The organism is Corynebacterium fournieri, assembly GCF_030408775.1.
In the GTDB taxonomy this organism is placed as follows: Bacteria; Actinomycetota; Actinomycetes; order Mycobacteriales; family Mycobacteriaceae; genus Corynebacterium; species Corynebacterium fournieri.
This window is the reverse complement of the sequence record NZ_CP047210.1, coordinates 186,779-208,254: the sequence shown is the minus strand read 5'-3', so window position 1 is coordinate 208,254 and position 21,476 is coordinate 186,779. Positions and strand designations below refer to the sequence as shown.

Below are 21,476 nucleotides of genomic sequence, written 5' to 3'. Positions count from 1 at the left end.
ATGCGTCCCACCCACCGTCCGATGTTCTTACTCAAATCTTTCGCCCGCTTCGTGCCCGCCGTTACACGCGCAGGCCTCATCAGCGCCGAAGGAGGCCCCCGCGCAGCCCTCGCGCTCGCCCCCAACCTCGCGCGCTACTGGTTCACCACCGCCCGCGAAGTCGAACAAGGCGCCGCCGCGGTCCCCGACCGCATCGCACTTATCGACGACGCAGGCGTGCTCACCTACCGCCAACTCCGCGACGACTCCCGCCGCCTCGCCTCCTGGCTGCTCACCCTCAAAGAACAACGCGGCCTCGCTGAGCTGCGCATCGGCGTGATGGCCCGCAACGGCCGCGGCATCATCCTGCCGCTCGCCGCCAAAGGCTACGCCGGCGCCCACATCTTCCTGCTCAACATCGGCTCCTCCCCCGAACAGCTCGCCGGCATCTTCGCCGAAAACGACATCAACGTGCTGTTCATCGACGACGAATTCGCCGACCGCCTCCCCGCCACCCCAGGCATCACCATCGTCCGCGCGGACGAAGACGGCGGCACCGGGCTGAGCATCAGGCAGGTGGTGGGCCGAAGGGACGTCGATAGGCAACTGCCCCGCTGGCCCAAACACGGCAACCTCGTGCTCATGAGCTCCGGCACCACCGGCATCCCCAAAGGCATCGTGCGCCCCGAACCGCGCCTGCCGTTCGTGGTCGCCGGCTACCTCGAAGCCATCCCGTGGCGCGCCGGCGACACCGTCCAACTGACCGCCTCCCTGTTCCACACCTGGGGCTGGTCCGCGCTGCAAGTGGCGTTAGCGACGCGCTCCACCATCGTCACCCAACGCATCTTCGACGCCGAGAAGTGCTTCCGCCAGATTGAAAAGTACCGCTGCGACGGGCTGATCTCCTCGCCCATCTTCTTCAAACAGATGCTGGACCTTCAGGAAAGCTACGACACGTCCTCGCTGCGCTACCTCGCCTCCGCCGGCAACGCCATCACCCCGTCGCTGTTGCGCCGCACCACCGAACGCTTCGGGCCGATCCTGGCCAACATCTACGGCTCCACCGAACTCGCGCTTGCCGCCGCCGCCTCGCCCGAACAGATGCAGGCCGACCCCACCACCGTGGGCAAAGTCCCGCCCGGCACAGTGCTCAAGCTTTACGACGACCAAGGCCACGAAGTCCCCACCGGACAAACGGGACGCATCTTCCTGCACAACGAAACGGCACTGCGCGGCTACACCAACCCAGAGACCGAAACCGTGGAAATCGACGGGCTGATTGAGATGGGCGACCTCGGCTACTTCGACGCCGACGGGTTCTTGCACGTGCAGTCCCGCTCCGACGACATGATCATCGTCGGCGGCGAAAACGTCCACCCGCAGTCCGTGGTGGAAGTGCTCGAAGACATGCCCGGCGTGGGCGAGGTCTACGCGCACGGCGTCGACGACGACGACACCTTCAAACGCATCGCCGTGTGGGTGGTGCGCAGCGCCGACATCGCCTCCGACATCAGCGCAGAGGCGGTGCGCGACTGGGTGCGCTCGCACCTGGCCGACCACTCCGTGCCGCGCGACGTGCACTTCGTGGACTCGCTGCCGCGCAACGCCGTGGGCAAGGTCGTGCCGCGCTTCTTGCCGGGTTTAGGGCAAAAAAATTGAGCCACCTGCGAGAATCGAACTCGCGACCTTCTCATTACGAGTGAGATGCTCTACCGACTGAGCTAAGGTGGCCGGGCATACGCGATGCACCAGACAGGGAGTTTATCGCAGCGCGACCGGCTAGAGAAACCAGCAGGTCAACGCACGTTGCAGGCGAGCCGGATGCGGCCGAGCATGCCGTTGAACGCCACCGCCGGCTGCACCTGCTGCGCCAGCCGCAGCCGGCACTGCGCAATCGCCTCCTGACACTCCACCAGGCCGTCCGCGGTGGTGCGCTCGGCGATCTCGCGGGCCAGACCCTCGTAGTCCGGGTGGATCAGCGGCAAGTCGGCGCCGGACTGGATGATCATGGCGTCGCGGTACACCCCGGCCAAATCCACCAGCACCAGGTCGAACATGTCGCGCTTGCGGCGCGTGCCGCGCTTCTTCTGCTCCTCTTCGAGCGCTTTTATCGACGACGCCACGCCCCCCAACGCCCTCGCCGCGCCTTTGCCCTTCGCGCCCATGCCGAGGGCGTTTTCCAGCTTCGCCCGCTCGGCCTCGTCTTCGGCTTTGTGCGCCTCCACGGCCTCGCTTTCCGCCGCCTTCACCAGCGCGCCGACGGCTTGGAACGCCTGCGCGCCGTGGAAGACCAGCTCCGCCAAGTTGATGGCCATGGAACGGCGCTGTTGCACCTTCTCGGAGCGCACCAGAAGGCGGGCGCGGCCCACGTGCCGCATGGTCGCCGCGGCCGCGAGGCGGGCATCGTGCTCGCTGGCCCCCTCCTCGTCCACCAGGATGCGCACCACCTCGTCCTCCGTCGGCGCCGGCACGTACAGGTGGCGGCAGCGCGAACGCAGCGTCTGCGAGAAGTCCTGCGGGTCCGTCGAGGGCGCGCACATGATGATCACGGTGTGCTCCGGCGGTTCCTCCACCGTCTTCAGCAGCGCGTCGGCGGCGTCAGTGTTCAAACGGTCGGCGTTTTCGATGATGATCACGCGCCACGGCGCCACCGTGGGCAAGCGCGCCGCCTGCGGCACGATCGTGCGGCGTACGTACTCCACCGGGATGTTCACCCGCTGCGGCACCACGTGCAGCAGATCCGTGTGCGTGCCGGCCAACGCCAGGTGGCACGCCTCGCAGCGCCCGCAGCCGATCTCGTCCGGGTCCGTGCACATCAGCGCCGCAGCGAACGCCAGGGCGGCCTGAGAACGGCCCGCGCCCGGAGGGCCGGTGAAAAGCCAGGCGTGGGTCATGGCGTAGCCGTCGCCAAGCCTCGCAGCCTTGGCTGCAGACATGATCGTGTCGCGCACCGCCGGGGTGCCGGCGAGGCGCTCGCTGACGCTGCGGGTAGTCACGAATGATCAGACTACCCGCGCGCTAAGGTGATAGACCATGGAACGATTCTGGCGCGAGCTGCGGTGGCTCTGGGGCACGTCATGGCCCCTGTATGCCGCGACCGTGCTAGGCACAAACGTGCTGGCAGCGATCGGGTCGATGCTGTTCGTGCGCTACCTCATCCCCATGCCGGAAGTACAAGAGCTCGACTTCGACGGGCAACTGGGCGCAATCGGCGTGATCTACGCCGCCGTCGCGGTCGTGCTCGGCGTGGTGGTCACCCTCTACCTGTTCCGCCCCGTGCTGGAGTGGCAGCGCCACCCCGAAGGCCACGACCCGAACATGGTGCGCCACCTGGTCATGCGGCTGCCGGTGCTGCAAACCATCATCGTGGTCGGGGTGTGGGGCATCGGCACCGCCATCGTGACCGTTGGCGCTTGGCGGGTGGACGTCCGCCTGGCCACCGTGGTCCTCGCCACCGCCGCGCTGACCACCTTCGTCACCGCCGTTTTGACCTACCTGCAGGCCGAGCGCCTCGTGCGCCCCATCGCCGCCTCCGCGCTGGCGCGCCGCTTCGAGGACTCGACCCTGCAGCCGCCGATCAAGTGGCAGCTGTACCTGACGTGGTTCACCACCTCCGCCGTGCCGATGGTGGGCGTGCTGCTGCTGACCATCGCGCAGCGCTACGGCTACTTCGGCGGCACCGTCGGCGAGCTCACCTCCGCGATCGTGGCGCTGATCACCGCCGGCATGGTCACCGGGTTCGTGGGCACCGCGCTGGTGATCATGAGCGTGGTGGATCCGATCAAGGAGCTGCAGTCCGCCATCAACCGGGTGCGCCGCGGCGAGCAGAACACCCAGGTGGACATTTACGACGGCTCCGAAATCGGCGTGCTCCAGGCCGGGTTCAACGAGATGATGAAGGGCCTGCGCGACCGCCAGCGCGTGCGCGACATCTTCGGCCAGTACGTCGGCGCCGAGGTGGCGCAAAAGGCGCTGGAGGAGGTGCCGGAGCTCGGCGGCGAGGAGCGCAGGGTCGCGGTGCTGTTCATCGACGTTGTCGGGTCCACCACCTACGCCGTCGACCACACTCCCGAGGAGGTCGTGGCGGCGTTGAACGACTTCTTCGACGTGGTGGTCGAGGTTGTGCACCGCAACAAGGGCGTGATTAACAAGTTCCAGGGCGACGCGGCGTTGGCCGTGTTCGGCGCGCCCGCCTCGCTTCACGACGCTACCTCGCACGCCCTCCAGGCCGCCCGCGAACTCCAGCGCGATTTAGCCGGGCTGGAGCTCAAGGCCGGCATCGGCGTGGCCTCCGGGCACGTGGTGGCCGGCCACGTCGGCGGTTCCGACCGGTTCGAGTACACCGTCATCGGCGACGCGGTCAACGGTGCCGCGCGCCTGACCGACATGGCCAAGGACACCCCGGGGATGGTGCTCACCAATGCCGCCACCCTGCGCGCCGCCAACGAGGTGGAGCAGCAGCGCTGGACCCTGATGAAGTCGGTGGAGCTGCGCGGCCGCGGCAAGATGACGCAGCTGGCGCGCCCGGTGCGCTCCACCATGGCGGATCGCGCGTAGCGTTTTCGGGCATGCTGATTCTCCCACCCTGTGTGGGGCGGGTGTTGTGTGTGGGGGTTAGGTGGGGTCGAAAAGCAGTTCCATGGCGCCGGGGGTGGTCATGGGCACCTGTGCGCCGTTGGGAGCGACCCAGCGGATGCGCCCGTTCGGGTTGTTGATGTAGCCGAAGGCGCCAGCTTGGTTGTCGGCGTTGACGCCGTTGTGGAAGGGGCACAGTTCGGCGAGGTTGTCCATGTTGGTCATCCCGCCGTAGCGCCACGCTCTGATGTGGTGGGTCTGGGTGGTCTCGGCGGAGTGTTTGCAGTCGGGAAACGCACACGCCGGGCAGCACAGCTTCGACATCGTCTTCTGTTTCGCGTTGGCGAAGCGCTCGGCCTGATACAGGTTGACCGGGCCGTGCTGGGGGTGAAACGCGGCGACTTCGAGGACGTCGCCGAATTCATGCTGGAGGTAGTCCGCTCCGGTCATGGTGGTGCCGTCGGTGCAGGTGAGGGTGACGTCGTCGCCGGTGCCGGCGTGGATGCGCGCGAAGTCCGCGATCGGCACCAACACGATCGGTCGGAAGGTGGCGTGCGGGATGGTGTCGCCGTCGCGCAAAAGCTGCATCAGCGCGTCGGCGAGTTGGGCGCCGGCGGGGGTGGTGTTGTCGATCATGGCGCGAAGCGTGTGTTCGACATCGGCGAGGTCGCGTTCGTTGTAGGTGAAAATCATGGTGCGCATCCCGGCCCGTGAGCGGGTGAACCGGCACGCGGCGGCTGGGGGTTTGACCGGTTGTTTGATCAACCGTGCGATGCGTTTGGTCAAGGTGCGAAAGGCCCCGCGGTGGCGCACCAAATCAAGGCGGATGCGCCAGCGCTCGGCAGGGTCGTCGACGGCGCGCAGCTTCTTCTCAATCAGGATGAGCTGATCAATCGGCATGCCCTCAGCGAGCGTGAGGGCTTCGGCTTGTTTGCGGGTGTAGCGCGTCGGGCCGTAAAACGCGTGGTGCACCCGGGCCAGGTCACGCACCCGACCCGGCGACAGCCCGGCGGCCATCGCCACATCACGGTCGAAGTCGGCAAGCACCGCCACACCGGCGGAAACAAAGGACATAAAGTTCATGCCCCGGAAGCTATGGCGCGACCGCAACCCCGACAAGGCCCGGTCCCGGAGGCTGTGGACAACCGGGTTGAAGCATCAACAACCACGCCGCCTTATCCACAGCAACGAACAACGCGGTGGCGCAACAGCACCACCGCGACCTACGCTGCCAAGTTTTAGCGCTTGCGGGCCTTGACCACGCGCTTGGTGGTTTTCTTCGGCTTCGTCGCCTTCTTCGCGGCCTTTTTCTTGGTGGACTTCTTCTTCGTCGCCTTCTTGCCGCCGTTTTCGGCCTCGCGGGCGCGGCGTGCGGACAGCAGCTCGTTGGCGCGCTGGTCCGTCATGGTCTCCGGGGTGTCGCCGCGCTGCAGGGACGCGTTGGTTTCGCCGTCGGTGACGTACGGGCCGAAGCGGCCGTCCTTGATGCTCATGGGCTTGCCGGAGACGTCGTTGTCGCCGAGCATCTTCAGCGGCGGCTTCGCGGCGGCGCGGCCGCGGCGCTTCGGTTCGGCGTAGATGCGGCGCGCCTCCTCCAGGGTGATGGAGAAGATTTGGTCCTCCGAAGCCAGCGAGCGCGAGTCGGAGCCCTTCTTCAGGTACGGGCCGTAGCGGCCGTTTTGAGCGGTGATCACTTCCCCGTCGGCTGGGTCGACGCCGACTTCGCGCGGCAGGGACAGCAGCTGCATCGCCTCGTCGAAGGTGACAGTAGCCGGCTCCATCGAGGAAAACAGGGAGGCGGTGGCGGGCTTGAGCTGCTCGTCCACCAGCTGGGCCATGCGCTTTTCCTTCTGCGCGGCGGCCGTTTTGGTCTCCCAGTTCTTGGCGCGCTTGCCTTCCTCGGCTCGCTGCTTGTCCTCTTCGGCGCGCTCGGCGGCGATGATTTCTTCGGCGCGGGCTTCGGCGACGGAACGCTCGTCGTCACGCACGAGCTCTGTGACGTAGGGGCCGAAGCGGCCCTCCTTGGCCACGACGGTGCGGCCGTTGGCGGGGTTGGCGCCGAGCTCGCGGCCGGACTGCGGGGTGGCGAAGAGCTTCTCCGCCATCTCGAGGGTGATCTCGTCCGGGGTGGCGGATTCGGGCAGGTTAGCGCGCTGGTACTCGGGCTCGCCGTCTTTCTCGCCCACCACGCGTTCGATGTAGGGGCCGTAGCGGCCGACGCGGACGATGACGGGGCGGCCTTCGGAGTCGTCGAAAAGCTTCAGCGAGTTGGCCTTGCGCGCGTCGATGGATTCGAGGTTGTTCTCGATCATGTGCTTCAGCCCGCCGCGGCGCGCGAGCGCCTGCGCCATGGATTCCTTGGCGTCGGCGTCGCCGAAGTAGAAGCCGGACAGCCACTTCGTGCGGTTTTGGTTGCCGTGGGCGATCTCGTCGAGCTCGTCTTCCATCGAGGAGGTGAAGTCGTAGTCCACCAGAGCGTCGAAGTTGTTCTCCAACAGCCCCACCACGGAAAACGCGACCCAGGACGGCACCAGGGCGTTGCCGCGGACGAAGACGTAGCCGCGGTCCTGGATGGTTTTGATGATGGAGGCGTAGGTCGACGGGCGCCCAATGCCGAGCTCTTCCATCTTCTTCACCAGCGACGCTTCGGTGTAGCGCGCCGGCGGGTTGGTGGAGTGGCCGTCCGCGGTGACCTTGGTGGTGTTCAGCTCGTCGCCTTCGGCAAGCTGCGGCAGGCGGGTTTCGTTGGCTTGGCGGTCGGCGTAGGCGCGCAGCCAGCCGGGGAAGGTGACGGTGCGGCCGGTGGCGGCGAATTCGCACTTCTCCCCTGCGGCGTCGCCGGCGACTGTGACCTTCATGGAGGTCCCGCGTGCGTCTTGCATCTGGGAGGCGACGGTGCGCGCCCAGATCAGCTCGTAGAGCTTGAACTCCTCTGCGTCCAACGCCCCGGCGAGCTGGCCGGGGGTGGCGAAGCGCTCGCCGGCGGGGCGGATGGCTTCGTGGGCTTCCTGCGAGTTTTTCACCTTGCGGTCGTAGATGCGTGGGGCGTCGGTGACGTAGTTTGCGCCGTAGAGTTCGCGCGCGGCGGAGCGTGCGGCGTCGAGGCCCTGCTTGGACAGGGAGGTCGAGTCTGTACGCATGTAGGTGATGTGGCCGTTTTCGTACAGCCGCTGCGCGATGCGCATGGTGCGCGCGGAGGTGAAGTGCAGTTTGCGCCCGGCTTCCTGCTGCAGGGTGGAGGTCATAAACGGCGCGTAGGGCTTGCGCGAGTACGGTTTTTCCTCCACCGCGGTCACGCGCATGGATGCCGTGCCCAAAGCGTCGGCGAGCTCGTGGGCTTTTTGCTTGTCGACGACAACAGCTTCGCTCTTCAACCGCCCCCGGTCGTCGAAGTCGCGGCCCTGGGCGATGCGCTTGGCGTCGACGGCGACGAGCTTGGCGTCGAATTCGGTCTGGTTCTCCTTGACGGCATCGCGAGGAACGAGCGAGGCCGTCAAGTCCCAGTATTCGGCGGAGATGAACGCCATGCGCTCGCGTTCGCGTTCCACGATCACGCGGGTGGCCACGGATTGCACGCGGCCTGCGGACAGGCGCGGCATGACCTTCTTCCACAGCACCGGGGAGACCTCGTAGCCGTAGAGGCGGTCCAGGATGCGGCGGGTCTCCTGCGCGTCGACGAGGTCCATGTCCAGCTCTCGGGTGTTTTCGGCGGCTTCGCGGATGGCGGTTTCGGTGATCTCGTTGAACACCATGCGCTCCACCGGCACCTTGGGTTTGAGCGTTTCCAGCAGGTGCCAGGCGATGGCTTCGCCTTCGCGGTCCGGGTCTGTTGCTAGCAGCAGCTTGTCGGCCTGCTTGAGCTTGGCTTTCAGGTCCGAGACCTTCTTTTTCTTGTCGCCGTCGACGACGTAGATGGGCGTGAAGCCGTCTTCGGGGTTCACGCCGAGTTTCGCCCACGGTTCCTTCTTATACTTCGCCGGGATGTCGGCGGCGCGGCCAGGAAGGTCGCGGATGTGCCCGACGGAGGCCTCGACGATGTAATCGTCGCCCAGATACTTCTGTATCTTCTTCGCCTTCGTCGCGGACTCCACGATGACCAGAGTCTTGCCGCCTGCAGTCACGTGACTGACACCTCGTTTCGCAGAAAGTTTTTGCCTAACAGACAACTAGCACACGATTGTGCACCCGAGTAATACGACTACACTGCTCGGGTACCCCGAATCCGCGTTTGTCGGGGGCGGAAAGGATGCCTCTTCGTGGTCGATTCCCTGATCAATTTCCTGCACACGCTCATGGCGATGCCGGTGTTTTACCCCATCGTCACCGTCCTCATCGTCGCGGACGCCCTGGCACCGGTGGTGCCGTCGGAGACGGTGCTGAACTTGGCCGGCGCGTTTTCCGCGTCCCGCGGCGTGCCCAGCGTGTGGGGGGTCATCTTCGCCGCGATCATCGGCGGGATCATCGGCGACAACATCTGCTTCGCGCTCGGCGGCAAGCTCATCCACCGCGTCGAGGCCCTAGACCCGGAATCCAAGGCGGGCCAGGCGATCCGGTGGGTGCGGCGCAACATGAACCGCGGCGCGGGCGCGACCATCATCGTGGCCCGCTTTTTGCCGTGGGCGCGGTGGGTGGCCACGATCGTGCTGGGGTCGGTGCGCTACAACTGGTTCAAGTTCTTCTTCTTCGACACCGTCGGCGTGATCGTCTGGGCGCTGCTCAGCGTCGGTGTGGGCTACCTCGGCGGGCGCATCCTGCAGGACTACCCGCTGCTGGCCATGCTGCTGGGTGTGGCGCTGGGCTCGATGGTGGGTTTTGTCATCCAGAAGGCGCAGAACAGGCTGGCGGAGTGGCGCGACGTGCGCCAGGGCATCAGCGCCACATAAAAAACGGGGCCTTACCGCAAGGCCCCGTCGTAAAGCTTCTGTTGCTAGATCGCGCGCACCTGCTGCGCCTGCGGACCCTTTGCGCCCTCGCCGACCTCGAACTCGACCTGCTGGTTTTCCTCCAAGGTGCGGAAGCCCGAGCCCTGAATCTCGGAGTAGTGGACAAAGACGTCGGAGGAGCCGTCGTCCGGGGCGATGAAGCCGAAGCCCTTTTCGGCGTTGAACCACTTAACGGTGCCGGTTGCCATGGCGAAACCTTTCAAAGTATTGCGTGATGATGTCGTCCACCAGGGCCTAACGGGTCCTGGTGCCCGCGTGCACAATCCTCGCGAGCACCTCTTCGGGCGCACACAAAATCTGTGACCGACACCTAGTGTGCCACGAAGTGCGGGCTTTAGCACTGGAAACTGGCATACTTGCCTGTCATCATGGTTTCCACCTTCGGCACTGAGCTTATGGGCGCGCTCGAACGCCGCCACCCCGCGGCGACCATCACGCACGTCGAGCATGTCCCCGCACGTCAAGCGCGCTACGCCGAGTGGCCCGAGTGGGTGGAACCGCGGCTGAAGCAATTGCTTGTCGACGAAAATGTGTCCCGCCCCTACCTCCACCAAGCCCAATGCGCCGAGCTGGCCTGGCAGGGCACGGATGTGGTGGTAGCCACGGGGACGTCGTCGGGCAAGTCCCTGGGCTACCAGCTGCCGGTGCTTACCGCGCTGGCCCAAGACCCGACCGCGTGCGCGCTGTACCTGACCCCGACCAAGGCGCTGGGCTCGGACCAGCTGCAGGCCACGCTGCGCATGACCCGCGGCGCGGGGCTGGACGGCATCCACCCGGCGCCCTACGACGGGGACACGCCCGCAGAAGCCCGCTTAGGGATCCGGGAACAGACCCGCTACGTGTTTACCAACCCGGACATGCTGCACGCGGGCCTGCTGGGATCGCACGCCAGGTGGGCTCGGCTGCTGCGGCACTTGAAGTACGTGGTGGTCGACGAGTGCCACACCTACCGCGGGGTGTTCGGCGCGAACGTGGCGCTGGTGCTGCGCAGGCTTTTGCGCATCGCGAAAGCCTACGGGTCGGACCCGACGTTGATCTACGCCTCCGCCACCGCCGCGGACCCGGCGGGCCAGGCGCGCCGGCTCAGCGGGCGCGAGGCGGTGGCGGTGACCGACGACGCCGCCCCCGCCGGCGAGCGCACCGTCGTGCTGTGGGAGCCCGGGTTCATCGAGGGCGCCGAGGGCGAAGGCGGGGCGCCGGTGCGCTACCCCGCCACCACGGAGGCGGCCTCGATCTCCGCCGAACTTCTGCTGCAAGGCGCGCGGACGCTGACGTTCGTGAGGTCCCGGCGCGCCGCGGAGACGGTGGCGATGCGCACCCAGGAGCACCTGGTGGTGGCGGGCCGCGCCGACATGGCGGACCGGGTCGCGCCCTACCGCGCGGGCTACCTGGCGGAGGACCGCCGCGAGCTGGAGCGCCGCCTGGATGAAGGCGAGCTGCTCGGTGTCGCATCCACGAACGCGCTGGAGCTGGGCATCGACGTCGGCGGCTTGGACGCGGTGGTCATGGCTGGGTTCCCGGGCACGGTGGCGTCCTTCCGCCAGCAGGCGGGGCGTGCGGGCAGGCGCGGGCAGGGCTCGGTGGCGGTGCTGGTGGCGCGCGACGAGCCGATGGACACCTACCTGGTCCACCACCCGCAGGCGCTGCTGGGCACACCGGTGGAAAACAGCGTGTTCGACCCCTCCAACCCGTTTATCTTGCGCGGGCACGTCTACTGCGCGGCGGTGGAGCGCCCGCTTTCGCAGGCCGACGTCGACGCGTTCGGCGCGCGCGATGTGGTGGACGACCTGACTGCGTCGGGCCTGTTGCGCCGGCGTCCCGCGGGGTGGTTTGCGGTGCCGCAGCTCGAGGGCGACATCTCGCCCGAGTCGGCGCACGCCTCGGTCTCGCTGCGCGGCGGTGTCGGCGAGCAGGTGATGGTCGTGGATGTCACCGATGGGCGCCTTTTGGGCACCGTGGACGCCGCGCGCGCCATGAGCCAGGTCCACGACGGCGCGGTCTACATCCACCAGGGCGAGTACTTCGTGGTGCAACGCCTCGACCTGGACGACTACGTGGCACTGGTCGCGCCCGAGCGGCCCGACTACTCCACCCAGGCCCGCTCCACCACCGACATCTCCCTTCTGGGCAAGCCCCACGAGCTGGTGAACCCCTCGGCGGGGCTCTGGGTGGCCAGCGTGGATGTTGAGGTCGTCGACCGCGTCACCGGATACGTGGTGCGGCTCGCGGACGGCACCGTCAGCGAGCACATCCCCTTAGATCTGCCGGAGCAGCGCCTTGTCACCCGCGCGGTGGCCTACACCATCGACCCGATGGTGCTGGAGGAGCTGGGGATCACCGCCGGCGAGATCCCCGGTGCGCTGCACGCCGCCGAGCACGCGGCGATCGGGCTGCTGCCGCTTCTGGCCACCTGCGACCGGTGGGACATCGGCGGGGTGTCTACCGCCTTGCACCAGGACACGATGCTGCCCACCGTCTTCGTCTACGACGGCCACCCCGGGGGCGCGGGCTTCGCCGACGAAGGCTTCGCCCGTTTCCACGAATGGATCGAGGCCACCTGGGAGACCGTGCGCTCCTGCGGCTGCGAGGACGGCTGCCCGTCGTGCGTCCAGTCGCCGAAGTGCGGCAACGGCAACCAGCCGCTGGACAAGCGCGCCGCGCAGAAGCTGCTCGGCGCGCTTGTGACCATGACGGCGGGAACCACTGCCCGTTAGGGGCGGTTACGGCCCGGCGCGGGCGGCGGCCTCCGCACGGCGGCGGGTGGCCTCCACGATGACGTCGCCGCCGACTACTTCGCAGGAGGCGAGGCGCGCGCCGTTGAGGTCTGCCGTGCGCTGGGCCGTCGCGCACGCGTCCGCGCCCCGGTAGAGCGCGCTCGCCCCCGCCACAGCGGCTAAGTCGGCGGCCACGCGCGCCCGGTGGGTATCGGCGGTGCGCACCCCCACGGCGACCACCGCCAGCGCCAGGGAGACGATCGCGGTGATGATGCCGGTGGCGGTGACGGTGGCGGAGCCTTCGTCGTCAAGCGCACGCATCTTAGAACTCCACAGGGAACACGGCGGTGGCGCGCATGGTGCCGATGGGTGCCGGGATGGACGCCGTGGCCGTGGCCAGGCCGGCATGCTCGCTCACGGCAACCTCGCCGCGGGGTGCGGAGTAGTCGACGCCGATCGCGTAGGCGCGCGCTGCGGCCCCGGCGACGTCTACCGCCGCGACGTAGGCGGCGACGGTGGCAATGCCGCCGACGATCGCTGCGGTGACCACGACGAGCGCGGCGAGCGACAGCGCTGTTTCGACCGTGCTCATGCGCTTATCAGCCCGGGGTGTTGCTCAGCGCGTCGGTGATCACGCCTTCGATGGCGCTGGTGACGGCGTCGCCGTTGACCACGAGGTAGAGCACGCCGGCAAGCGCCGCGGCCGCCAGGGAACCGAAAGCATATTCGATAGTTGACATGCCCTGGTCAGAGCGCATTTTTCGGGTTTGATACACAGCATAGAGGTAGACAGAGGTGAGTGCAGAATTGAGGTGGTGCATGGGAAAACTCCTTCTATTTGATCAGTGTGGCGCCGAGGCTGATCACCGCGGGCGCGAGCCCGAGGACGAAAAACGCCGGCAGGAAAAAGGCGGTCAGCGGAATGGCGATGAGCACGCCCGCGCGTTCCGCTTTGGCTTTGGCCCGGTCTTCTGCGCCGGCACGCAGCTGGGCAGCGATGCGGCCGCAGCCTTGTGCGAGCGAGGTCCCGGAGGTGGCGGAAAGGGTCACAAGCCCGGCCAAGTCCTCGCCACCAGGCAGGTGGCGCAGTTCGGCCCAGGCGCGCTGGGGTTCAACGCCCAGCGCCGTCAGCGAGGCCACGGTGTGCCACGGACTGCGCACACCGGCGTGGGTGTCCGCGACCGCAGCGGCCGCGGTGGCGGCCGGCAGGCCCGCTGAGACGCATGCCGCGAACAGCTCGATGTCTGCTGCGCAGCGCTCCGGGTCGGCCGCAAACGGGCCGTCGCGCGGAGCCTTCGGGTCAGTGCCGCCGCCGACGCGTCCAGCGGGCCCGGCCGGGGCGACGACGAGCGCGGCCGCGACCAACACGGCGGGGAAAAGCCCGATCATGCTGCTGCTCCTTCGACGATTCGGCGCGAGACCACCACACCCGCGCACACAAGCGCCGTTCCCACCACCAGCAGCACCCCGCCGAGCCCGCCACCGGTGAGAAACGCCAGCGGCGACGCCCCCATCGCGGTGCCCATGAGCACACCGGCGACAGGCAGCGCGGCCAGCACCGCGGCTGTGGTCCGCGGCCCGGCGAGCGCTGCGCGGGTGGCGTCGCGGTGGCGGTTGGCGTGGTCGATGTCGTCGCGCAGCGCGGCCACAAGGTGCGCCAGCGGCACACCGCGGGCAACGGACAGCGCCCACAGCGCGCCGAGGCGCTCAAGTTCCGGCACCTGCGTTTCCAGCCGCGCCCCAGTGCGGGCCTGGTGGGAGATGCGCGTGGCCTCCCGGTGCAGCTGCCCCTCCCCCACGCTGTGCACCGCACGCGCCAGCGCTTCCGGCATCGTGGCCCCCGCCTCCAGATTGGTCGACACCGCGCCCAGGTAGGTCGCGGCGGCCGCGCTGCGGCGCCGCTCGGCCCCCGCGGCGCGGCGGGCGCGCAGGACGTGTATGCCCGTCGCCCCAGCCAGCCCCGCAGCCACCACGAGGCTGACCCGCCCGAACACCACCGCGCCCACGGCAGTCAAAAGCACCGTCGCGGGGATGAGTTGGGGCGCGCGCTTGCGGTTACGCCCGGCCATCCGCCCGGCGGGGGCTGGCGCGGCCACCGCTACGGCGGCGGCGATGAGCATCGCGGCGATCATCGGGCCAGCTCCTCGTAGCCGTCGAGCGCTCCGCGCTGCGCGTCCCACACCACGCGGGCGCGCACCGGCTCGCCTTCAAGCACGCCGATCTGCTGGAGGTAGCGGGTGCCGTCTGCGCGGCGTTTGACCACCAGCACCACGTCGATCGCGGCGGCGAGCTGGGCGTGCAGCCCGGCGCGGTCGAGCCCGCCCAGCGCGGCGAGCGCTTCGAAGCGGGCGGGCACTTCCTCGATGGAGTTGGCGTGCAAGGTCCCGGCGCCGCCGTCGTGGCCGGTGTTGAGCGCGGCGAGCAGGTCGACGACCTCCCCGCCGCGGATCTCACCGACGACGATGCGGTCTGGGCGCATGCGCAGCGACTGGCGCACCAGGTCCGCGATCGTGATCGCCCCCGCGCCCTCGGCGTTGGCGCCGCGGCTGGTCAAGTTCACCACGTGCGGGTGGTCCGGGGTCAGCTCCAAGGTGTCCTCGATGGCGAGGATGCGCTCTGCCGGTTCCACCTCCGCCAGCAGCGCAGACAGCAACGTGGTCTTGCCGGAGCCGGTCCCGCCGACGACCACGAAGGCCTTTCGCGTGGCCACGATCCGCCGCAGCACCTCTGCGCGCTCCTCGTCCAGCGTTCCGCGGGCCACCAAGTCGCCCAACGTGGCCGAGGCGGTGCGCAGCACCCGCAGGGAAATGCAGGTGCCCGCCTGCGAGGTGGGCGCGAGCACGGCGTGGAAGCGCAGCAGGGTGCCGTCGTCGCGGGTGACGTGGCCGTCGCAGAACGGTTGCGCGTCGTCTAGCCGCCGCCCACAACTTACGGCCAGTCGGGTGGCCAAGCGGCGCACGGCAGCTTCCGAATCGAAGGTCAGCGGCGAGCGAGCCAGCCCCTGCCCGGTGTCGACGTAGACTTCGTGCGCCCCGTTGACGCAAATGTCGGTCACGGCCGGATCCGCCAGGATGGACTCTAAGGGGCCGGCGCCTGTGGTGTCGTCGCGAAGCTTGCGCATGATGTCGAGCACCCCGATGTCGCTGATCACCACCGCCTCTTCGCGGATGATGGCGGCCACACGCGCCGGGTCGGGCTGCGCAGGTTCGTCGGCCAAGCGGCGTTTCACGCGGGCGAGGATGTCGTCCATCTAGGCCGCCTCCCCCAAAACAGCCTCGGCGGCGCGGGTCAGCGTGCGCGGCAGCCGCACCGGCAACCCGGACTGGTCCACCTGCTTGGTCAGCCCGCGCACCTCCTGCACCTGCGCCACCACAGCCGACTTTGCGGTCTCTTCCACCTGCCCCGGCTCCAACGACGCCCACGCGCCGCGCCGCAGCACCAGCGCAGTGGCGACACCGGCGGCGTTGCATTCGGCGACCATCCGGGCTGCCGCCGCCGCGGCGCGCAGCTCCGGGCGCAGCACGATCACCGCTAAGTCGCAGCGGTCCGGCAGCAGCGCAAGCGGCGCGTCGACCACGGTGAGACCCTCCGTGCCCGCGGCGGAGACCACCGCGTTGAGCTCGTCCAGGGACAGCTGGTACGGGTCGGCGACCTTGGTGCGCGGGAAGGTCAGCAGCGCTATGCCGTCGTCGGTGGCGGGCAGCGCCCCGCGCAGCTCAGCGCGCGAGACCGTGCCCGAGGAGGAAAAGTCGATCTCGCCCCAGCGCGCGCCGGGGACGTCCTCCACCCCTAACAGCAGGTCCAGCCCTCCGGAATAGCGGTGGGCGTCCACCAGCGTGGCCTCGCCCGCTGTCCGGCACACCGCCCCGGCCAGGAGTGACGCCCCCGCCCCGCCGCAGGCGCCCAGCACCGCAATCACGCGGCCGTCAACCGCGCCCGGTGCGCCGGCGAGCGTGAGCGCGCCGATGCCGCGCAGCAGGTCGGCGGCCTGAGCGGGCAGGGCGAAGACGTCCTCGCGCAAAGCACCCGTTGCGGTGTCGGCTGCGACGGTGAACACGTTCGGTACGCGGGTGGTGCCGAGGGCGGGGGCCCGGAGGTCGTCGATAAGCACGGCATGCGCTTTGGCGGCGTGGCGGGTGAGTTGGGCGTCGTCGGCGGCGTCGATGACGGAGCGGCCGGTGGCGGCGGCGATGTGGATGGCTTCGGAGTGCAGTGCCGGTTCGCCGACGGCGACGACGATGGGGCCTGTGTTCGTGTGGTGCATGCCGGTAGCGTGCAACCGCGCATCCCCTGAAACAACGGCTGAAAATTTTTCTGTGGATAACCCACCCAGTTTGTTTATGCCTCAACATTTTTCTTGTGAATAAGTCGCCACAACCGTCACACTGGTTTCACAGCCGAGAGCTACGCGCCCGTAGGGTTCGGCCGCTACACTGCGAACCATGCCTTCAAACAGACCGGTGGCGGCGTTTTTCGACCTGGATAAGACGATCATCGCGACGTCGTCCGCGTTCGCCTTCGGCAAAGAGTTCCTCCACAACGGCATGATCACCCGCCAGGAAGCCTGGGAGCTCTACCTGAGCAAGGCGCAGTACATGCTGGTGGGACAGTCCAGCGAAAAAATGGACTCCACCCGCGACGCGCTCGCGCAGATGGTCGCCGGCTGGAAGGTCGAAGACATTCAGCGCATCACGCGCGAGACCTTGCGCGAGGTCGTCGCCCCCGCCATTTACGCGGAGGCGCGCGAGCTTATTCGCGACCACAGGACCAAAGGCCACCGCGTCATCATCATCTCCGCGTCCGCCAAGATCCTGGTGGAGCCCATCGCCGCGGAGCTGGGCGTAGACACCGTCGTCGCAACCGAGATGGCAGTTGAAAACGGCAAGCTCACAGGCGAGATCACCCGCTACCTCAAGGGCGAGGCGAAGGCGGAGGCGGTGCGCCAGTTCGCTGCCGAACACGGCTACGCCCTGGACGCCAGCTTCGCCTACTCGGACTCCGCCACCGACATCCCCATGCTGGAGCTGGTGGGCAACCCGGTGGCGGTCAACCCCGACCGGGCGCTGAAAAAACACGCGCTGGCAAACGGCTGGCAGGCCCGCACCTTCAAAAACCCAGAGCCGCTGATCCAGATGCCCAACGCGCGCGAGGTGGGCATCGGCGCCGGCGTGATCGCAGGTGTGACGGCGCTTGCGGTGGCCGGCGTGCTCATCGCGCGCGCCGTGGGCGGCAAAGATTCGGGCAAGGACGACAAACGCCACTCGGCGTAGTTTTACCCCGATTCGGGCAAATGGCCCCATACATGGCTAACATCGTGTGAAGAATTTCCAGGCACCTTCCCGGGTGCCGTGCAAAAGCCACCCAGGAAGGTGAGAAAACAGTGAGCAACGAAGGCCTCTACACCAGCGGCTCCACCGCCGTGAACGCCAAGGTGGATTCCATTCCGCTGCGCGACACCTACGCCACGCAGCCGGGCAACGACTCTATCGGCACCCTGATTTCCAACGCGTCCCAGCAGGTCTCCACCCTGGTACGCGGCGAGATCGAGCTGGCCAAGGCCGAGGTCGTCGGCGAGGTGAAGAAGGGCGCGATGGGCGGCGGGCTGTTCGCAGTCGCCGGCGTGATCGCGCTGTACTCCACCTTCTTCCTCTTCTTCGCGTTCGCAGAGATGCTCGCTTCCTGGATGCACCGCGGCTGGGCGTTCCTGATCGTCTTTTTGATCATGATTGCCCTGGCTGGCCTGCTCGCCTTCATCGGCTTCAAGAAGATCAAGAAGATCAAGGCGCCGGAGAAGACCATCGAGTCCGTCAACGAACTGAAGAACCTCAAGCCGGGTCAGGCGCAGAAGAACCTGGCCAAGGACGAGGCTGGCCTGTACACCTCCTCCGGCACCGGTTCTTCCCTGCCGCGCACCGGCTCCACCGCGGTTAACCGCTAACGCACGCTTGCGTATCCGCGGGGCGAGTCAGGCTCCGCACATCCCCTACGCGCTGCTGCACTTGATGTGCAGTCAGCGCGTATCCCGTTTCTGAGGTGTCCAGGGACGCGCCGAAGATCATGCCGGCGGCCTCGCCTTCCGGGGTGAGCAGCGGCCCGCCGGAGTTGCCTTGGCGGATGTTGCCGCGGATCGTGTACGCCTCGCGCTCCACGCGGCCGGTGGTGTAGATGTCCGGACCGGCGATTTCCAGCTTGCCGCGGATGCGCACCGGCGCGGCCTGAAACGGCCCGGACTTCGGGTGCCCCATCACCACGGCGTCGTCGCCCATCGCGAGCTCGTCTTCGGCCCAGCGCAGCGCCGGCAGCCCCAGATCTTCGGCGCGCAGCACCGCGATGTCGGTGTCGGGGTCGTAGAGCACCACCTGCGCGGGTTTGACCCCTACCACGGTGTCCAGCGCCACCCGTTCCGTGCCGGCCACCACGTGCGCATTGGTGAGCACGTAGCCGTCCTCGATGACGAAGCCCGAGCCCATCAGGCGGCGGCGGCAGCTTTCTGCGTCCCCCATCACGTGCACGACGCTCGGGCGCAGCTTCTCGACGACCTCCGGTTCCACCACACCGTCGTCCGGCGCCGCCACATTAGCGCCGCGCGGCGACTCGAACGGTGAGACCAGAGGCGGCAGCCCCGACTCGTCGAGAAGCGCCGCCAGCTTTGCGGGCAGTTTCGACGCGCTGGCGGGAGCTGCGGCGTTGATGGAGCTGAACACGCGGGACGAGCGGATGCCGTCGCCGAGTGAGCCCGGCACCGAGGCCGCGAGCGGGATGGAGATAAACCACAGCACCGCCGCCACGGCCACGGACTGGAACGCCGCGCCGAGCACCGAATCCACGACCCGGCGCCCCTTCGAGCGCATGCGCCCTCGCAGGTTGCCGCCGACCGTGATGCCGACAAGGTTGCCCACACCGACAAACAGCACGATCAGCGCGACCAGCAGTACGATGCGGACGGTCTGCGAGTCCGCGACCTCCAGCGCAAACGGCGCAAGCGCGAGTCCGACAACCAGACCTGCGACGACGCCGACGGCGGAGACCACCGCCGAAAGAGCCCCCTGGCGCCAACCGCTGATGAAGGCAGCGACGACGGCGAGCACGAGCAGGACGTCGATAGCCAGGTACATTCCGCAGATGTTACCGCTCGCGGTTGGCAGAACGCGCCAGCGCAGCCCGCAAGTCGCCCGGCTTTTCGTCCCACGGCAGCACCCAGCCGCCCAGCTGCAGCACCACCGCCAGCAGCACCCCTGTAAACCCCCACACCAGGTATTTGCCTGCCCAAAACGCCGGGCCCGACCACTCTTGAATTCCCAGCATCGCGCGGTTGACCGGGTCCACCAACTCGCGCACGGGGACGAAAAACACCGCGTCAGTCTCTTCCTCGCTGGCCGGGTACACCTCGCCGGGCTCCGGGCTAAAGGCCACGACAGGCCGCACGCGCCGGTTGCTGCCGCCAACAGTCGCCGCGTCCAGCACCGCCAGCGGAATCACCCGGTCCGGGTCCAACCCCGTCTCCTCCTCCGCCTCGCGCAACGCAGCGCCTATGGGCCCGCCGTCGCCGGGGTCGATGTGCCCGCCGGGAAAGGCCATCTGGCCCGAGTGGCTGCGCATGCGCGGGGTGCGGTGCGTGATCAGCACCCGCGCGTTATCGGGCAGCTGCGTCGCCCGCGGGTCGCCGGCGAAGAGGATGAGCACCGCGGCCTGGTCCTCGCCGTCGCGCTGCACCACGCGCGGGGAAAGCAGCTTCCGGGGGATGGCGCCGCCGCCGTTAGCTATGCCGTCGAGCAGGGTGTTGAGCCACACCGGCGCCCGGTCGGGTCTGAGCGGCACGTCCATTTACAGCACCCCTGCCACCGCGTCGGCCAGCTCGGCGGCGGAGGTGAACTCGCGCGCGAACACCGCCACTTGTTGTCCGCCGCGCAGCACGACCGTCACCGGCACCACAGGCGGCAGGCCCTGCACCGCGGCGAACGCGCCGGAGTCGTCCTGGTAGCTGGGCAGGCCCACCCCCAGGTCCTCCAGCAGGGCCGCTCCGTTGGCGGCGTTGCCGTCGGCGTGCACGCCCACCACGGAGTACTCCGGGTGGGTGCGGGCGAACTCGTCCACCGCAGGCAACTCGGCGCGGCACGGCTGGCACCACCAGGCCCACACGTTGACCACGGTGACGTCCTTGGCCTGGCCGGCCACCTCCCCACCGAGGCACGGCAGGTCCAGCGCCGCCGGGCAGTCGGGACGTTCGGGCATGTGCTTATCGACGGCCACAGGTTCCTCCGAAGGTTGATCGTCGACAAGCAAACTGCGCGCGCCTAAGGCCACAAGGGCGGTGACCACGACGATGACCACCGCGCTCAGCCACACCGTACGTTTCATGCCATCCCCAAAATGTGCTCGCGCTCGGGGCCGGTGACAAGGTCCGCGGCCGCCTCCGGCTCGATCGGGCCGGCGCCGAAGCTCGGGCAGTCGTACGCAATCGGGCAGACCCCGCAGGCGGGTTTGCGGGCGTGGCAGATGCGGCGGCCTTGGAAGATGATGCGGTGGGAAAACATCGTCCACTCGCGGCGCTCGATCAGCTCGGCGATCGCGTGCTCGATCTTGACCGGGTCCGTCGCTTCCGTGAGCATCAGCCGCTTGACCAGGCGCTGGAAGTGGGTATCCACCGTCAACCCCGGCATGTCGAAGGCGTTGCCGCGCACCACGTGCGCCGTCTTTCGGCCCACCCCCGGCAAGGTGACCAAGTCCTCCAGCTTCGTCGGCACCTCACCACCGAAGTCCGACACCAACTTCTGGCCCAGGCCAATCAAGTTCTTCGCCTTCGAGCGGAAAAAGCCGGTGGAGCGGATGATCTCTTCCACCTCTGCCTGGTTCGCCTCGGCGTAGGCGTGCGCGGTGGGATAGGCCGCAAACAGCGCGGGCGTGACCATGTTGACGCGCGCGTCCGTGGTCTGCGCTGAAAGCACTGTCGCCACCAACAACTCCAACGGATTAGAAAAATCTAGCTCAGCGTGGGCGTGAGGGAAGGTCTGCGCCAACGTGCGGTTGATGCGGCGGGCGCGCCTGGTGCGGCCGATGTCTGTCTCTGCACCCCGCGCCGCCGGATGGGAACCAGGGCGACGGTGCTTTCTCGGGGTGGTGGACGGCATAACGGCCATGGTAGTTGTGGCTACCGTAGAATGACACTTATGAATCTGATTCTCGTGCTGTTGGTTCCGCTGGTGCTGGGCGCATTCCCGCTGGCGATGGAGCGGCTCGAGTCCAAAGTGGTGGATTAAAACCAACT

21 protein-coding genes and 1 tRNA gene are annotated in these 21,476 nt (G+C 68.0%); 6 read left to right on the top strand and 16 right to left on the bottom strand.

Annotated features, from left to right (window positions below):
* Complete coding sequence (locus CFOUR_RS00895; RefSeq protein WP_085956927.1) at nucleotides 1–1,638, top strand: AMP-binding protein; 1,638 nt, start codon at nucleotides 1–3, stop codon at nucleotides 1,636–1,638.
* On the opposite strand, the gene CFOUR_RS00890 is transcribed toward CFOUR_RS00895, so the two are convergent.
* Nucleotides 1,638–1,710: transfer RNA gene (locus CFOUR_RS00890), tRNA-Thr, on the bottom strand. The genes CFOUR_RS00895 and CFOUR_RS00890 overlap by 1 nt on opposite strands.
* A 65-nt stretch (nucleotides 1,711–1,775) precedes the next feature.
* Nucleotides 1,776–2,975, bottom strand: coding sequence for a DNA polymerase III subunit delta' (locus tag CFOUR_RS00885; RefSeq protein ID WP_085956928.1), 1,200 nt, complete (start codon nucleotides 2,973–2,975; stop codon nucleotides 1,776–1,778).
* Between the two features lie 37 nt (nucleotides 2,976–3,012).
* Here CFOUR_RS00885 and CFOUR_RS00880 point away from each other — a divergent pair, with 37 nt between their 5' ends.
* Nucleotides 3,013–4,536, top strand: coding sequence for an adenylate/guanylate cyclase domain-containing protein (locus CFOUR_RS00880; RefSeq protein WP_085956929.1), 1,524 nt, complete (start codon nucleotides 3,013–3,015; stop codon nucleotides 4,534–4,536).
* 57 nt (nucleotides 4,537–4,593) lie between these two features.
* On the opposite strand, the gene CFOUR_RS00875 is transcribed toward CFOUR_RS00880, so the two are convergent.
* Together CFOUR_RS00875 and topA are read right to left on the bottom strand one after the other, a co-directional pair.
* Nucleotides 4,594–5,637 carry an HNH endonuclease signature motif containing protein gene (locus CFOUR_RS00875; protein WP_085956930.1) on the bottom strand — a complete coding sequence of 348 codons (1,044 nt, stop codon included), beginning with the start codon at nucleotides 5,635–5,637 and terminating at the stop codon, nucleotides 4,594–4,596.
* 155 nt (nucleotides 5,638–5,792) lie between these two features.
* A complete protein-coding gene (topA, locus tag CFOUR_RS00870; RefSeq protein WP_101706352.1) occupies nucleotides 5,793–8,675 on the bottom strand; it encodes a type I DNA topoisomerase in 2,883 nt (960 codons plus the stop codon).
* 135 nt (nucleotides 8,676–8,810) lie between these two features.
* Between topA and CFOUR_RS00865 the strand changes: the two genes are divergently transcribed.
* Entirely contained in the window at nucleotides 8,811–9,437 is a 627-nt protein-coding gene (locus CFOUR_RS00865) for a DedA family protein (RefSeq protein WP_085956932.1), read from the top strand.
* A 44-nt stretch (nucleotides 9,438–9,481) separates the two neighbouring features.
* Here the strand turns inward: CFOUR_RS00865 and CFOUR_RS00860 are convergent, their stop codons facing one another.
* A complete protein-coding gene (locus CFOUR_RS00860) occupies nucleotides 9,482–9,685 on the bottom strand; it encodes a cold-shock protein (protein WP_038609309.1) in 204 nt (67 codons plus the stop codon).
* Between the two features lie 180 nt (nucleotides 9,686–9,865).
* Here CFOUR_RS00860 and CFOUR_RS00855 point away from each other — a divergent pair, with 180 nt between their 5' ends.
* Nucleotides 9,866–12,211: a DEAD/DEAH box helicase gene (locus CFOUR_RS00855; RefSeq protein ID WP_290180252.1), complete on the top strand. Its 2,346-nt coding sequence runs from the start codon at nucleotides 9,866–9,868 to the stop codon at nucleotides 12,209–12,211.
* Between the two features lie 6 nt (nucleotides 12,212–12,217).
* On the opposite strand, the gene CFOUR_RS00850 is transcribed toward CFOUR_RS00855, so the two are convergent.
* From CFOUR_RS00850 to ssd, 7 genes are all read right to left on the bottom strand, one after another.
* Complete coding sequence (locus CFOUR_RS00850; protein ID WP_290179640.1) at nucleotides 12,218–12,532, bottom strand: Rv3654c family TadE-like protein; 315 nt, start codon at nucleotides 12,530–12,532, stop codon at nucleotides 12,218–12,220.
* Nucleotide 12,533: 1 nt separating this feature from the next.
* On the bottom strand, nucleotides 12,534–12,803 hold the full coding sequence (locus tag CFOUR_RS00845; RefSeq protein WP_290179638.1) for a hypothetical protein: 270 nt from the start codon (nucleotides 12,801–12,803) through the stop codon (nucleotides 12,534–12,536).
* A gap of 7 nt (nucleotides 12,804–12,810) precedes the next feature.
* Nucleotides 12,811–12,969, bottom strand: a complete 159-nt coding sequence (locus CFOUR_RS00840) for a DUF4244 domain-containing protein (RefSeq protein ID WP_230471875.1) — start codon at nucleotides 12,967–12,969, stop codon at nucleotides 12,811–12,813.
* Nucleotides 12,970–13,045: 76 nt separating this feature from the next.
* Nucleotides 13,046–13,600 carry a type II secretion system F family protein gene (locus CFOUR_RS00835; RefSeq protein WP_085956934.1) on the bottom strand — a complete coding sequence of 185 codons (555 nt, stop codon included), beginning with the start codon at nucleotides 13,598–13,600 and terminating at the stop codon, nucleotides 13,046–13,048.
* The gene (locus CFOUR_RS00830; protein ID WP_290179635.1) at nucleotides 13,597–14,343 is read right to left on the bottom strand and encodes a type II secretion system F family protein; all 747 of its coding nucleotides are present in this window, start codon (nucleotides 14,341–14,343) and stop codon (nucleotides 13,597–13,599) included. The genes CFOUR_RS00835 and CFOUR_RS00830 overlap by 4 nt, the downstream gene beginning before the upstream one ends.
* Nucleotides 14,340–15,461 carry a TadA family conjugal transfer-associated ATPase gene (locus CFOUR_RS00825; protein ID WP_290179633.1) on the bottom strand — a complete coding sequence of 374 codons (1,122 nt, stop codon included), beginning with the start codon at nucleotides 15,459–15,461 and terminating at the stop codon, nucleotides 14,340–14,342. The genes CFOUR_RS00830 and CFOUR_RS00825 overlap by 4 nt, the downstream gene beginning before the upstream one ends.
* Complete coding sequence (ssd, locus tag CFOUR_RS00820; protein WP_290179632.1) at nucleotides 15,462–16,475, bottom strand: septum site-determining protein Ssd; 1,014 nt, start codon at nucleotides 16,473–16,475, stop codon at nucleotides 15,462–15,464.
* 178 nt (nucleotides 16,476–16,653) lie between these two features.
* Here ssd and CFOUR_RS00815 point away from each other — a divergent pair, with 178 nt between their 5' ends.
* Both CFOUR_RS00815 and CFOUR_RS00810 read left to right on the top strand, forming a co-directional pair.
* Nucleotides 16,654–17,481: an HAD family hydrolase gene (locus CFOUR_RS00815; protein WP_085956935.1), complete on the top strand. Its 828-nt coding sequence runs from the start codon at nucleotides 16,654–16,656 to the stop codon at nucleotides 17,479–17,481.
* A gap of 110 nt (nucleotides 17,482–17,591) precedes the next feature.
* A complete protein-coding gene (locus CFOUR_RS00810) occupies nucleotides 17,592–18,149 on the top strand; it encodes a phage holin family protein (RefSeq protein ID WP_085956936.1) in 558 nt (185 codons plus the stop codon).
* Here CFOUR_RS00810 and CFOUR_RS00805 read toward each other — a convergent pair.
* Genes CFOUR_RS00805 through nth form a run of 4 tightly spaced genes read right to left on the bottom strand, consistent with a single transcriptional unit; the run spans nucleotide 18,139 to nucleotide 21,339 of the window.
* Nucleotides 18,139–19,326 carry a MarP family serine protease gene (locus CFOUR_RS00805; RefSeq protein WP_085956937.1) on the bottom strand — a complete coding sequence of 396 codons (1,188 nt, stop codon included), beginning with the start codon at nucleotides 19,324–19,326 and terminating at the stop codon, nucleotides 18,139–18,141. The genes CFOUR_RS00810 and CFOUR_RS00805 overlap by 11 nt on opposite strands.
* A gap of 10 nt (nucleotides 19,327–19,336) precedes the next feature.
* Nucleotides 19,337–20,035, bottom strand: coding sequence for an NUDIX hydrolase (locus CFOUR_RS00800; protein ID WP_085956938.1), 699 nt, complete (start codon nucleotides 20,033–20,035; stop codon nucleotides 19,337–19,339).
* Nucleotides 20,036–20,569 (bottom strand): TlpA family protein disulfide reductase, encoded by a 534-nt coding sequence (locus CFOUR_RS00795; protein ID WP_085956939.1) that lies wholly within the window; start codon nucleotides 20,567–20,569, stop codon nucleotides 20,036–20,038.
* A complete protein-coding gene (gene nth / locus CFOUR_RS00790; RefSeq protein ID WP_085958356.1) occupies nucleotides 20,566–21,339 on the bottom strand; it encodes an endonuclease III in 774 nt (257 codons plus the stop codon). Before nth ends, CFOUR_RS00795 begins: the two co-directional genes overlap by 4 nt.
* Nucleotides 21,340–21,476 lie beyond the last annotated feature (137 nt).